General features: G+C 74.7%; 12 protein-coding genes. 6 read left to right on the top strand and 6 right to left on the bottom strand.

Features of this window, described 5'->3' with window-relative positions:
- The first annotated feature begins 15 nt into the window (after window positions 1–15).
- Genes ACFU74_RS21575 through ACFU74_RS21565 form a run of 3 tightly spaced genes read left to right on the top strand, consistent with a single transcriptional unit; the run spans window position 16 to window position 2,928 of the window.
- Window positions 16–2,028 carry a PQQ-binding-like beta-propeller repeat protein gene (locus ACFU74_RS21575; RefSeq protein ID WP_380759089.1) on the top strand — a complete coding sequence of 671 codons (2,013 nt, stop codon included), beginning with the start codon at window positions 16–18 and terminating at the stop codon, window positions 2,026–2,028.
- Window positions 2,029–2,063: 35 nt separating this feature from the next.
- Window positions 2,064–2,474 (top strand): hypothetical protein, encoded by a 411-nt coding sequence (locus ACFU74_RS21570; protein ID WP_380759087.1) that lies wholly within the window; start codon window positions 2,064–2,066, stop codon window positions 2,472–2,474.
- Window positions 2,467–2,928, top strand: a complete 462-nt coding sequence (locus tag ACFU74_RS21565) for a hypothetical protein (RefSeq protein ID WP_380759085.1) — start codon at window positions 2,467–2,469, stop codon at window positions 2,926–2,928. Before ACFU74_RS21570 ends, ACFU74_RS21565 begins: the two co-directional genes overlap by 8 nt.
- Before the next feature lie 113 nt (window positions 2,929–3,041).
- Here ACFU74_RS21565 and ACFU74_RS21560 read toward each other — a convergent pair whose 3' ends face one another.
- Window positions 3,042–3,695, bottom strand: coding sequence for a TetR/AcrR family transcriptional regulator (locus ACFU74_RS21560; protein WP_380759083.1), 654 nt, complete (start codon window positions 3,693–3,695; stop codon window positions 3,042–3,044).
- Between the two features lie 97 nt (window positions 3,696–3,792).
- On the opposite strand from ACFU74_RS21560, the gene ACFU74_RS21555 reads away from it, so the two are divergent.
- A complete protein-coding gene (locus tag ACFU74_RS21555; protein WP_380759081.1) occupies window positions 3,793–5,082 on the top strand; it encodes an MFS transporter in 1,290 nt (429 codons plus the stop codon).
- Between the two features lie 54 nt (window positions 5,083–5,136).
- On the top strand, window positions 5,137–6,876 hold the full coding sequence (locus tag ACFU74_RS21550) for a glycoside hydrolase family 3 protein (RefSeq protein WP_380759079.1): 1,740 nt from the start codon (window positions 5,137–5,139) through the stop codon (window positions 6,874–6,876).
- 51 nt (window positions 6,877–6,927) lie between these two features.
- Here the strand turns inward: ACFU74_RS21550 and ACFU74_RS21545 are convergent, their stop codons facing one another.
- Window positions 6,928–7,848, bottom strand: coding sequence for an AEC family transporter (locus ACFU74_RS21545; RefSeq protein ID WP_380759077.1), 921 nt, complete (start codon window positions 7,846–7,848; stop codon window positions 6,928–6,930).
- Between the two features lie 132 nt (window positions 7,849–7,980).
- Between ACFU74_RS21545 and ACFU74_RS21540 the strand changes: the two genes are divergently transcribed.
- On the top strand, window positions 7,981–8,436 hold the full coding sequence (locus ACFU74_RS21540) for an HD domain-containing protein (RefSeq protein WP_380759075.1): 456 nt from the start codon (window positions 7,981–7,983) through the stop codon (window positions 8,434–8,436).
- Window positions 8,437–8,443: 7 nt separating this feature from the next.
- Here the strand turns inward: ACFU74_RS21540 and ACFU74_RS21535 are convergent, their stop codons facing one another.
- From ACFU74_RS21535 to ACFU74_RS21520, 4 genes are all read right to left on the bottom strand, one after another.
- Window positions 8,444–9,739, bottom strand: a complete 1,296-nt coding sequence (locus ACFU74_RS21535) for a sulfatase (RefSeq protein ID WP_380759073.1) — start codon at window positions 9,737–9,739, stop codon at window positions 8,444–8,446.
- A 1-nt stretch (window position 9,740) separates the two neighbouring features.
- Window positions 9,741–10,766 (bottom strand): hydroxyacid dehydrogenase, encoded by a 1,026-nt coding sequence (locus ACFU74_RS21530; protein WP_380759071.1) that lies wholly within the window; start codon window positions 10,764–10,766, stop codon window positions 9,741–9,743.
- 52 nt (window positions 10,767–10,818) lie between these two features.
- On the bottom strand, window positions 10,819–12,039 hold the full coding sequence (locus tag ACFU74_RS21525; RefSeq protein ID WP_380759069.1) for an ROK family transcriptional regulator: 1,221 nt from the start codon (window positions 12,037–12,039) through the stop codon (window positions 10,819–10,821).
- Between the two features lie 218 nt (window positions 12,040–12,257).
- The gene (locus tag ACFU74_RS21520) at window positions 12,258–12,647 is read right to left on the bottom strand and encodes a transglycosylase SLT domain-containing protein (protein ID WP_380759067.1); all 390 of its coding nucleotides are present in this window, start codon (window positions 12,645–12,647) and stop codon (window positions 12,258–12,260) included.
- Window positions 12,648–13,226: the final 579 nt, after the last annotated feature.

Below are 13,226 nucleotides of genomic sequence, written 5' to 3'. Positions count from 1 at the left end.
CCTCCGAGGAACACCATGACGCCGTCCGCCCGCCCGTCCCGCCGCCAACTCCTGCTCGGGGCAGGCTCCTTGACTGTCCTGACCGGCCTTGACATCGGGTCCGCCTCGGCTGCGCCGCGCCGCCCCGCCGGCACCCCCGAGGTGACCGGACTAGGCCCGGGGAACGCCGACTTCCCGCTGATGAGCGCCACCCTGATCGGCGAGACGCTGTGGATCGGCTCGCGCAACCTGGCCCCGGCCAAGGTGGTCGGCTACCACCTGCCGACCGGCCGGGTCACCGGCACCGCCGCCCTGCCCACCGGCAACTTCGTCCAGGGCTCGGCCGCCCACGACGGCGTGCTGTACCTCGGGGTGACGGACGCGCCGAAGGCCGTGAACCTCTACCGCTTCGACCTGGCCGGCGGCGGAGTGCGCGGTCTGGCCAACGTGCCGGGCGCCGATGTCCGGGACGTCGCGGTCGCCCCCGACGGCGTGGTGTTCGCGACCGGCCGGCAGAAGGGCCGGGCGGCCGGCCCGGGCCTGTACGCCTACGACCCGGCGACCGGCGTCCTCACCGAGGTCGCCTCGCCCGCGCCCGGCGCCACCCAGGGGCGGGCCGTCGAGGCCACCGCCACCCACGCCTACCTGGGCGTCGGCAGCAACCTGGCGGGCGGCGGCGGGGCCACCCTCGCCTCGCTGTTCGCCGTCGAGCGGGCCACCGGCAAGGTCACCGACATCACCCCGCCGGAGCTCGCCGCCGACACCATCGTCCGCCAGATCACCGCCCTCGGCGACGACCTGCTCGCCGTCTCCACCGAGGGCAAGCCCGCGCACGTCGCCCTGCTGGACCCGGCCACCCACACCGTGCTGCGGTCCTTCCCGGTGCCCGGCACCAAGAGCGTCACCAACTTCCAACGCCTCGGTGACACCGTCTGGTTCACCTCCACCGAGCACGGCACGGTCTGGCGCTACCGGCTCGGCGCGGAAGGCCCGGAGGCCTTCGCGGTGCCGGTCCCGGACGGCAACTCCTGGGGCCTGGGCCGGATCGGCGACACCCTGGCCGGCGTCACCGAGGGCGGCACCGCCTGGACCCTCTCCACCACGACCGGCGCCGTCACCACCACCGACCTGGTGGCCGCCGGGGCGCCCGCCGAGGCGCAGCTCGGCATGTCGCTGGCGGCCCGCTACGGGCGGGTGTACGTCGGCGGCAACGGCTCCCTCGCGCTGCACGACCTCGACGCCGGGACGGTGCGCAAGCTCCCGGTTCCCGGTGAGGCCAAGGACGCGGTGATCCTCGACGACGGCACCCTCTACCTGGGCGTCTACTCCTCCCAGGGCATCTGGCGCCACCGCCCGGGCGTGGACGAGGCGCCGGTCCAGGAGGCGAAGCTGCCGCAGGACCAGAACCGGCCGCAGGCGGTGCGCTGGGACGCCGAGCACCGCCTGCTGCTGCTCGGCGTGCAGGCCGACACCACCGGCGGCGGTTCGTTCGTTACCTACCGGCCCGGCAGCGGGCGGCCGGTCGTGCACGTCGACCCGCTCGGTCCGGAGCAGTTGGTGCGCGCGGTGGCGGCCGGGCACGGCCAGGCCTTCCTCGGCGGCGACAACGCCAAGGCCACCGGCCCGCGCGGCGACCTGGCGGCCTGGGACCCGGTGGCCGGCCGTGAACTGTGGCGCACCGCCACCGACTTCGGCTCGGGCATCAGCAGCCTGGCGGTGCACGGGCACCGGCTGTTCGGGATCACGGTGAACGGGCAGGCCTTCGCCGCCGACCTGCGCACCGCCCGGCGCGGCCGCCCCCCGGTGATCGGCGTCGCGGCCGACCTGCGCGCGATCACCTCGGCCAACCCGCGGTTGCTGGTGGCGCGCGGGCGGCTGTACGGCATCAGCGAGAAGACCCTGTTCCGGCTGGACCCGGTGACGCTGGCCGCCACCGTGCTCGTCCAGGTGGACGCCGAGTGGTACAGCGGCGCCCGGCTGGCGGCCGACGAGGACGGCGTGCTGTACACGCTGCGCGGCCGGGAGCTGATCGCCGTCCGGGAACGGTGAGGCGGGCGGGTGCCCGGACGCACTACGCTGCGGGCATGGGGGAGTCGAGGGGTCGGTCGGGTGCGAAGCGGTTCGGCTGGGTGCGCCGCGCGGTCGTCGTCTTCGTGGCGACGTTCATCTGCGTGCTGCTCTTCCTGATGTGGGCCGACCAGGGGGAGAACCCCGCTCCCGACCCCGGGTCCGGCTCGTCCCAGGGCGGGCAGCCGCCGACCTCGGCGTCGGAGGGGTTCGACTTCGGTTCGGCGGCGACGATCAGCGCGGTCGCCGGTCTGGTGACCTCGGTCGGTGTCAGCGCGTCCAAGATCATCAGTGCCGTCGCCGAGCTGACCCGCAGCCGGGCCGACCTCGCCCGCGCCCGCCGGGAGGAGGGGACCGGCGCGCCCGCCCCGGCGGCTGCCGCCGTCGCCGGGGCCGGGCCGGATTCCGAGCCGGGTGAGGATGCTTGACGACCGGCGCCGGAGCGCGGCGGAGAAGCGCGCCGCCCTCCAGCGCCGGCTCGCTCAGCAGCGGGCGGCCGAGGGGCTGGCCGCGTGGTGGGCGGAGCACGTCGGCGCCCCGCTGCGGCCGGTCGCACTCGCGGGCGTCGACGGCGCGGTGGTGGCGAAGGTGCCCTACGGCGCCCCCGGCGCCCCCGACCGGGTGGTACGGATGGCCGAGGTCGCCGGGCTGCTCGCTCCGGGCGCCGGGGAACTGGTCGTGGTGTTCCAGGAGGAGGGCCACGTGTTCGCCGCCGCGATGACGGCGGAGGAGTTCCGCGCCTCGGCGGGCGTCGTGCTGACCGCCGAGGGCGGGGTGCACGCGATCCTGGCGCCGGGGGCGGCGCCGGTCCTCGCCGAGCACGACCGCGACCACGCGCCCGACGGGCGCTCGGACGGCTGGGTCGCCCTCTGGGGCGTCTGACGAATGCGTAGCGTCCGGCGGATCCGGGGCGTCCGGCGGATCCGGGGCGCCTGACGGTACGCCCCGTCAGTCGTCAGTTCAGCCGCCAGCCGCCAGCCGCCAGCCGCCAGCCGTCAGCCGTCAGTCGGCGTGAGCGCGTCGAAGGCGGCGGCGCCCGGCTCGGTGAGCAGCGCCAGCACCGCCGCCCGCACATGGCGGGCCATGTCCACCGACCGGTCGAAGAGCCACTGCGCCTGGAGCCCGTCCATCAGCGCGGTGAGCCGCACGGCGGCCTCCTCCGGGTCCACGTCCTCGCGCAGGTGGCCTGACTCGCGGGCCGCGCGCAGGGCGTGGGCGGTGCCGCGCCGGATGCGCGCGTAGCGGTCGGCGAAGTAGCCGTGGGCGGGGTGCTCCGGGTCGGACGCCTCGCCGGAGAGCCGGACGAACAACTCGATGAGCCCGGGGACCAGTTCGTTGTGCCCGGCCAGGTCGACCATCCCGCGCAGCACGCCGAGGCCGCCGCCGAGCCGGGTGTACGGCTGGAAGCGCTCCCGGTCGAGGCGGTCGCGGTCCTCCAGCACGGCCTGGAGCAGCGCGTCCTTGTCGGGGAAGTAGCGCAGCAGACCGGCCCGGGAGATGTCGCAAGCGGCGGCGAGGTCGAGGATCGTGACGGCCCGGAACCCGCGCTGCGCGAAGTGCTCGGCGGCGGTCTGGATGATCGCGGCCCGGCGGGCGCGGCCCTTGGCGTAGCCGCCGGACACCGCCGCCCCGGCTCCTGAGGTGGTCATGGGGGAACGGTAGCAGGGTTGCTTGACAGAAAGCTACACCTGTGTAGCAATTGGGCCACGCCACGCCGCCGTGGCTGGTTCCCCTAGGAGCTCCCCCATGCTCGACTCCCCCTCGCTGCCCGCGGAGGCCCCCGCTCCGCAGGCTCCTCCCGGGTTCGTTCGAAGACTGGCCCTCGGTCAGTTCGGCATGTACCTGGCCGTGCTCGCCCCCGTGATGGGCGGAATGTCGGTCAAGATCCAGGACCTGGTCGGCCTGGACGACGCCCCCGCCCAACTCGGGCTGGTGACCGGCACCGGCGCCCTGTTCGCGCTGGTCGGCCAGCCGCTCGCCGGCCGCCTCTCCGACCGCTGCACCTCCCGCTACGGCATGCGCCGGCCGTTCCTGTTCGGCGGCATCACGGTCATGGCGACGGCCCTGGTCGCCTGCGCCCTCGCCCCCAGCATCCCGGTCCTGCTGATCGCGTGGTGCGTCGCCCAGGGCGCCGGCAACGTCGCCTTCGCCGCCGCGGGCGCGACCGTCGCCGACCACGTGCCCGAGGCCAGGCGCGGCAGCGTGTCGGGCATCGTCGGCGCGGTCACCCCGATCGGCATCATGGTCGGCGCGGTCCTGCTCTCCGTGCTGCCCAACGATGTGCTGCGGTTCGCCGTGCCGGCCGCCATCGCCGTCGTCCTCGGCTTCTGGTTCGCCGTCCGCCTGCCCGACCGGGTCCGCACCGCTCCGCCGGACGAGCCGCTGAACCCGCGCAGCCTCCTGCTCTCCTTCGTCTTCGACCCGCGCAAGCACCCGGACTTCGGCTGGGCCTGGCTGAGCAAGTTCCTCATCATGCTGGGCTACGGCGCCCTGGCCGGCTACCTGACGCTGTTCCTGGCCGCGGAGTTCGGCATGGCCGACACCGACGAGCAGCTGCGCTTCAACGCGATCGCCAACGGTCTGAACGTGGCCACCCTGGTCGTCTCCAGCGTCGTCGGCGGCGTGCTGTCCGACCGCGTCGGCCGCCGCAAGCCGTTCGTGATGGGCGGCGGCCTGCTGATGGCGGCCGTGCTGGCGGTGGTGACCGTCACCCCGTACCTGGGCGACGCGGGCCTCGGGACCCTGCTGGCACTCGAAGCCGTCCTCGGCATCGGCGCCGGCATGTTCTTCGCCGTCGACAACGCGCTCGCCATCAGCCTGCTGCCCAGCCGGGACGACACGGCCAAGGACCTCGGCGTGCTCAACATCGCCAACGCCCTGCCGAGCTCGCTCTCGCCGTTCCTGGCGGGCGTGGTCGTCATCCCGGTCGGCAACGCCCTGCTCGGCGGGGCCGGCTACTCCCTCTGGTTCGGACTCGCCGCCGTGTTCTGCCTGGTCGGAGCGCTTCTTGTGACCAGGATCAGAAGCGCCGCCTGACCACACCCGCCCCCACCCCCCCGATTTCCCTGCACCACCGAGAAAGGCCCCGTCATGACCACCGACGCCCGCTTCCCCTACCAGGACCCGACGCTCTCCGTCGACCAGCGCGTCGAGGACCTGCTGAGCCGCCTGCCGATCGAGGACAAGGCCGGCCTGATGTTCCACCCGCTGGGCGACACCGGCGCCCTCGACGCTCCCGGCCTCTTCGGCATGCCGTCCATGGCCACCTTCCTGGAGCGGCGCATCAACCACTTCAACATCCTCTGGGCGAGCGACGCGGGCGAGCTCGCCGCCTGGCACAACAACCTCCAGCGCACCGTCCTGGAGCGGCCGCTGGGCATCCCGGTCACCGTCTCCAGCGACCCGCGCCACTCCTTCACCGACAACCCGGCCACCGCGCTGCTGGCCGGCCCGTTCTCGCAGTGGCCCGAGCCGCTCGGCTTCGCCGCCGTCGGCTCGCCCGAGCTGGTCCGCCGCTGGGCGGACACGGTGCGCCGCGAGTACCTGGCCGTCGGCATCCGGGTCGCGCTGCACCCGCAGATCGACCTCGCCACCGAGCCGCGCTGGGCCCGCATCAGCACCACCTTCGGCGAGGACGCCGACCTCACCTCCGAGCTGGCCGTCGCCTACGTGCGCGGGCTCCAGGGCGAGGAGGTCGGGACGGAGTCGGTCTCGGCGATGGCCAAGCACTTCCCGGGCGGCGGACCGCAGCTGAACGGCGAGGACCCGCACTTCCCGTACGGCCGCGAGCAGGTCTACCCGGGCGGCAACTTCGACTACCACCTCAAGCCGTTCAAGGCCGTCATCGAGGCCGGTGTCGCCCAGATGATGCCCTACTACGGCATGCCCGTCGGCACCGAGCACGAGGAGGTCGGCTTCGGCTTCAACAAGGGGATCATCACCGACCTGCTGCGCGAGCGGCTCGGCTACGACGGCATCGTCTGCACCGACTGGGCCATCCTCAACGACAAGTTCTGGGGCGTGGAGGAGCTGACCTACGAGGAGCGCATGCTCAAGTCCCTGGACGCCGGGGTGGACCAGTTCGGCGGAGAGTTCCGCCCGCAGGTGCTGGTGGACCTGGTCAGGGCCGGGAAGGTGCCCGAGGAGCGCGTCGACGCCTCGGCGCGCCGGCTGCTGCGTGAGAAGTTCCGGCTCGGCCTGTTCGACCGGCCGTTCGTCGACGAGGCCGCCGCCGTGGCGCTCGTGGGCGCCGCCGAGGCGCGCGCCGAGGGCCTCGCGGCGCAGGCGGCCGCGTCCGTCCTGCTGGCCAACGCCGCCGAGGGTCCGGCCCGGCTGCCGCTCGCCCCGGGCGGCCTGAAGGTCTACGCCGAGGGCCTCTCCGCCGAGGTGCTGGGCGACCGCGCGACGCTCGTCGCCACGCCGGAGGAGGCGGACGTGGCGGTGTTGCGCCTGTCGGCGCCGTTCGAGCCGCGCGGTGAGGCGGGCGCCCTGGAGTCCTTCTTCCACGCGGGCTCGCTGGACTTCCCCGAGGAGGAGATCGAGCGCGTGCGGCGGATCTGCGCCACCGTGCCGACCGTGGTCGACGTGTACCTCGACCGCCCGGCGATCCTGACCCCGATCGCGGGCCACGCCGCCGCGCTGACGGTCAACTTCGGCGCGGAGGAGCGCGCCTTCGTCAAGGTGCTGTTCGGTGAGGAGCGGCCGCAGGGCTCGCTGCCGTTCGACCTGCCGTCCTCGATGGCGGCCGTGGAGGCGAGCCGGCCGGACGTCCCGTTCGACACCGCCGACCCGCTGTTCCGCTTCGGGCACGGCCTGCGCTACGAGGGCTGACCCCGGTTCCCGTACGGCCCGCCGCCCCCTCGGCGGCGGGCCGGACGCGTGTCAGCCGAGCGCCCGGCCGACCAGCGAGAGGGTGGCCATCGACACCAGCGTCGAGGCCAGCACCGTGTCCCGGGCGAAGGCGGCCCCGTGGCCGTACTCGCGCGCGTAGGTGAACACGTTCTGCGCCGACGGCAGCGCCGAGAACAGCACCACGGTGAGCAGCTGGCGCGGCGGCAGGTCGAGCACCAGGGCGCCGACCGCCCAGGCCGTCAGCGGCTGGACGACGGTCTTGAGGACGACCGCCGTCCCCACCTCCAGGTAGCGGGAGGCGCCCGTGACGGCGGGCGGGTGGCAGAGCGAGAGGCCGAGCGCCACCAGCGCGGTCGGCACGGCCGCCCCGCCGAGCAGTTCGCAGGAATGGTTCAGCTCGGCGGGCGGCCGCCACCCGGTCGCCGACACCACGGCGCCGAGCCCCACCGCCAGCAGGATCGGGTTGCGCAGCGGCAGTGTGAGCGCCGCCCGCAGTCCCGCGCGCCCGGAGTCCAGCACGGTCAGCACCGCCGGGGTGACCACCAGGATCTGGAACAGCACCACCGGGCCGACGAAGGAGGCGTCGCCGAGCACCTGGGTGGCCACCGGGATGCCCAGGTTGGCCGAGTTGACGTACCCGGCCGCCATGCCGGCCAGCGCCCGCTCCGGCAGCCCGCGCCCGAACAGTCGGTACGCGGCGAGCAGCCCGAGCCCGCCCGCCACCACCGTGCTCGCGGTGAACGCCAGCATCGAGGCGTTGGCGAACCGGTCCAGCGGTGTGCGGCCGATCAGCAGGAACAGCGCGGCGGGCATGGCGGCGTGGAAGACGAAACGGTTCAGCACCTGCTCCGCGTGCCCGCCGAGCAGCCCGCCGCGCCCGACCAGGTAGCCGACCCCGGTCAGCGCCCAGATCGGGGCGAAGCCGGACAGCAGCGGATGCAGGCTGGGCATGGCTTCCTCTTCCTCGGCGCGCTCGTCGGTACGGGGCTCGGCCGGAACGCCGGAAGTCAATCAGGCGTGCGGACGAACCGCCGAGGGCGGCCCCCCGCACGGAAAGGCGTTCGCGGTGCCTACCATGGCCGGGTGGAGTATCTGAGCCTGACCGAGGTCGAGGGGATCGCCCGGAGTGCGCACGCGGGGCAGACCGACAAGAACGGCCGTCCCTATGCCGAGCACCTGGCGGCGGTCGCCCGTGGAGTGGCGGAGCGCGGCGGCAGTGAGGAGCAGGTCGCGGCCGGCTGGCTGCACGACGCCATCGAGGACGACGCGCTGAGCCGCGAGTGGCTGGCCGGTGCGGCCCTCAGCGCCACCACCAAGGCCATCGTGGACGCGCTCACCAAGCGGCCCGGCGAGCCGCTGGAGGAGTACACCGCGCGCATCCTCGCCACCCCCGGCGCCCTCGTCGTCAAGCGGGCCGACCTCGCGCACAACTCCGACCCGGTCCGGCTGGCGAGCCTGGACCCGGCCACCGCCGAACGCCTCGCCGCCAAGTACCGCCGGACCCGCGAACTGCTCGGCCTCGCCGTCGATTCCGACTGATGGTCCGTCAACTGTCCTTTGCGGCAGCCGGGACGAAGCGGGCGAACGGGTCGCCGGAGCGGGCGCAGTGCTCGGCGAGCAGCCCGCGGAACCGGTCGAGCAGGGACGAATGCCGGGCGTCCACCGCGAGGTTGACCATCTCGCCGGGATCGCCGTCGAGGTCGAACAGCTGCTCGCGGTGGTCGCCCCAGGCGTAGCAGACGTACTTGTGCCGCTCGTCCCGGAGCATCCGGCCGAGGGCGTTGTTGAAGCCGGGCAGCTCCCAGCGGGTCTCCACCACGACGCTCTCGCGCGGCCGCGGCGCGCGCACGCTCCGCCCCGGCAGGCCGGGCGGCGCGGGTATGCCGGCGAGGTCGCAGAGGGTGGGCAGCAGGTCGGGGCCGGTCGACACCAGGCGGTCGCTGACCCCGCCCGCCGCGCTGCCGGGCCCGCTGACCAGGAACGGCACCCGCACCGACTCCTCGAACAGCGCCCACTTCTGGTTCCACCCGTGCGCGCCGGCGCCGTCGCCGTGGTCGGAGGTGAACACCACGACGGTGTCCCGCCCGGTCCAGCGCCGGTGCTCGCGCAGCCCGTCCAGCACGGTGCCGAGGTTCGCGTCCACCCGTTCGACCAGCGCGTAGTACGCCTGCCGGTAGCGCCGCCAGTCGTCCTCGCGCCACTCGGCGGTGGGGTGGGTGTGCGCCCAGGCCCGCTGCGCGAGCCGGGGGAGGCGTGCCTCGTACGGCGCGGGCGGGAAGTTGGCGGGCAGCGGCGGGCACTCGGCGGCCGGCGGCGGGGCGGGCAGCGGGCCGGTCCTCGGGTCCTGGCCGCGGGCCCATTCGCAGATGCCGTGCGGTTCCAGGAAGGAGAGCACGAGGAGGAACGGGCGTGAGCGCGGGCGGTGGAGGAACGTGGCGGCGGCGCGGGCGAGTCCGGCGTCGTCCCCGGCGGGGTGGATGCGGCGGAAGCCGCGGCCCTCGGGCAGGTCGAGTTCGGGCAGGTGCCACTTGCCGCCGTAGGCGCAGTCGTAGCCGGCCTCGGCGAACACCCGGCCCAGCAGCGGCTCGGGGCCGGTTCCGTCCGGGCCGAGGGCCTCGTTGCCGGTGACGCCGAGGGCGCTGGGCAGTTGCCCGGTGAGCAGGCTGGCCCGGGACGGCGCGCAGAGCGGCTGGGCGCAGTACGCCTGCCGGTAGCGGGTGCCGGCGGCGGCCAGCGCGTCCATGTGCGGGGTGCGGAGGTGCGGGTTCCCGGCGGCGCCCATCGCGTCGGCGGTCTGCTGGTCCGTCAGGACGACCAGGACATCGGGGTGTCGGTCGGTCACGTCAGGCCATCCGTTCGTAGGCGCGGCGGTCGAGGGCCCGGCGGAGCGGCTCGCCGAGCGTCCAGCGCTCGAACTCTCCCACCACCAGGTCGCCGAGGCGTCGTCGCTCCAGTGCCTGGCTGCCGGCCAGGTGCGGGGTGACCACGACGTTCGGCAGAGTGAACAACGGCGAGCCGGGCAGCGGTGGTTCGGGGTCGGTGACGTCCAGCACCGCGAACAGGTCGGGCCGTTCGGCGAGCACGTCGAGCAGGGCCGGTTCGTCCAGGACGGCGCCGCGCGCGGTGTTGAGCAGGGTGGCGCCGGGCTTCATCGAGGCGATCAGGCGCCGGCCGACCAGCCCCCGGGTCTCGGGGACGAGCGGGGTGTGGATGCTCACCACGTCGGCGGTGGCGAAGAGTTCGTCCAGCCCGACGGCGCGCACCCCCGGCGGCGGTTCGGCGTACGGGTCGTGCGCGACGACCCGCAGGTCGTAGGCGCGCAGCCGCTCGCAGACCAGCCGTCCGGTCTCGCCGAGCGACAGCACGCCGACGGTGGCGCCGTACGCCCCGGGTGCCCGGCCGACCCGCACGGGCGCGCGGGCGGCGCGGGAGGCGAGCACGTGGCGCCAGCCGTCCTTGAGCGCGTAGACGATCTGCGCGACGGCGAACTCGGCGACCGGTACGGCGTTGGCGTGGGCGGCGGTGACGATCGGGATGCCGGCGGCCCAGAACTCCTCGGTGACGATCCGGCGCACCGACCCGGCCGCGTAGAGCACCAGGGCCAGCCGGGGCATCCGCTCCAGCGCCGCCGCGTCGAGTACGGGTCCGCCCCAGCCGGTGCACAGCACCTCGACGTCGCGCAGCGCGTCCGGTGCGGCGGCGAGCCGTTCGGGGGACCAGACGCCGCCGGGGGCGCCCGGGTCCTCGACGGGTTCCGCCCGCGCCAGAACCCGGGCGCGCGCCTCGGGGCCGTAGACGTCGGGGAAGCGGGCCGGGTCCATGGCGAAGGCGGCCGCGAACATCCGGGACTCCTTGGGTCGAGTGGCCACGAGGAGTTTCTATCACATTGAGAAATAGTGGCGCCCGCGTGCGGGGGAAGGCTCAGTGCGTGATGAAGGTGGCCCCGTCGGCCAGCCGGACGGCGGCCGCGGCCGCGCCGACCAGCTCCGTGGTCGTCGAGTGCACCACCACCAGCCGCGGCAGCACCGGCACCCGGCCCTGCAGCCGGGACTCGATCGCGGCCAGCATCTCGCCGCCGCTCTCCCAGAGCAACCGCCCGCCCAGCGCGACCAGTTCGGGGCCGAGCACGCTGGTCAGATTGGCCACCAGCAGGGCCAGGTCGTCGGTGAACTCGTCCACCAGCCGCACCGCCGCCGGTACGCCCTCACGGGCCAGCCGGAACAGCTCGGCAACCCGCTCGGCCGACGTCCCCGAGACGGTCAGCCCGGCCTCGGCGATCCGCCGGTCCACGGCGTGGTCGCCGATCCGCGCCTGGGTGTCGCCGGTGCGGCCGAGCGGCCGGTCCAGCGCCCGGCGGTCGCCCATCAGGTACCCGAGCGCGCCCGCCGACCCCAGCCGGCCCCGGTGCAGCCGCCCGCCCAGCACGATCCCCGCGCCGACCTCGATCCCGACCACCACCGCGGCGAGGTCGCCCACCCCGGCGGCCTCCTCGCTCTGCTGCACGGCCAGCGCGACCAGGTCCACATTGCTCTCGACCGCCACCGGGATGCCCAGCCGTTCCTGGAGCAGCGTGCGCAGCCGCAGCCCGGGCCAGTCCAGCGCCGGGGCGAACTCCACCAGCCCGGTGCGGTCCCGCACCACCCCCGGCACCCCGAGCACCAGCGCGCGCGGCGCGCCCGCGTGCCGGGCGGCCCACGTCCGCAGCCCTTCGACGAGCGCCAGCAGCGGTCCGGTGAGGTCCTCGGCGGACGGCTCGCGGTCGCGCTCCGGCCCGAGGCCCGCCGCCCAGTGGTGCTCGGCCTCGTGCAGCACGGTGCCGTGCAGGTCGGCGACCACCCCGACGATCCGGCGCGGGCGCAGTGCCACCGCGAGCACCGTCTGCGCCCCGGCGTTGTAGCGGATCAGCTGCGGCGGCCGGCCGCCGCTGGACGGCGCCCGCTCGGCCTCCACCAGCACCAGTCCCGCCGCCCGCAGCACCTCGACCAGCCGGTGCACGGTGGCCGTCGACAGACCGCTCTCGGCCGCCAGCCGCTGCCGGGACAGCGACCCGTGCCGGCGCAGCACCTCCAGCAGCACGGTCTGGTTGACCTGCGCCACGGTCTGCGTGGTGGCGGTCGCCGGGGTGCGCGGGGACTTGGGCACCGGGTGCTCCTCGGTCGGGGCCGGGCGGGACTTCGTCTCGGACCGAATATATCGGAGCGTCCCTTTCCGGGCGTTCGCCGCGACCGGCCCGGGAACGCCCGCAGGCCCGGCCGCGCGGATCACGCGCGGCCGGGCCGTGGGTCACCCCGGTGGTCCCTGTCCGACCCCAGGGTGAGGGGGGACAGATGGTCCGGAAGTCGATGTGCCTACTGGTCGGCTTAGTACCAGTGGTGGGTCTGCCAGAACGCCCAGGCGTTGTTCGGGCTGCCGTAGCGGTCGTTCATGTAGTCCAGCGCCCAGCGGATCTGGGTGGTCGGGTTGGTCTTCCAGTCGGCGCCGTGCGTCGCCATCTTCGAACCCGGCAGCGCCTGCGCCAGGCCGTACGCGCCCGAGGACGGGTTGACCGCGGTCACGTTCCAGCTGGACTCGTGGGCGATGATCTGGTTGAACGAGGAGAGCTGGTTCGCCGGCACGATCTGCGCGGCGATGGCCTGCGGCGTCGCGGCGGAGGCGGTGGCGGGCACCAGGCCCGCACCGAGGGCGGTCACGGCGGCGGCGCCGGCGAGAACGGCGGCGGAGGTACGCATACGAAGCTTGAAAGCGGGCATGAAGAACAAGACCTCAATCAGGTTGGGCCGGCGTTCGCCCCGCCCGGACCGTGGCCGGACAGGGGCCGAAACGGTCGCGGGGCGTGCGCCGGACAGTCGTTGTGAAGAGCCGCACTCCGGTGGGACAGGTGCCGGGTGCGGCTGGCGACGAGACCAATTGTTGCCAGACGGGTTTGCCCGCTGCCAAGACCCCTCCGCTACGACGGCCCGTCGTAGCGATCTCGCGCGCCGTCGATTCGAAGGCCCCCCGGCGTACCCCCTGACCTGCGGCGACTCCACCCCCGCCCCGGTACCGGCCCGAGCACTACCGTCCGTCGTGCCCCCGGATTCCTTGTGAGCGCACTCACCGGCGCGCGGGCCCCGCTGTCACCGACGGCGACGCGTGCCGCCACGCCGAGTCGCGGTTGATCTGAGACCGGCACCACAACGGGCCTGCCCGAACGGGGACTTCGCGCGGTGCGGGCGCCTCCGCGACGGAGCCCCGCCGGGGGGCCCGCGGCGCGTAGGGCCACCCCGCAGGGGGTGCGGGGGGCCCCCCCCGGGGTGACGACCCCCCCCCCGACGACCAGCACCCGGCGG

Origin of the sequence: Kitasatospora sp. NPDC057500, from assembly GCF_042802195.1 — a bacterium.
Lineage (GTDB): Bacteria > Actinomycetota > Actinomycetes > Streptomycetales > Streptomycetaceae > Kitasatospora.
This window is presented reverse-complemented; position numbering and strand designations above follow the sequence as displayed.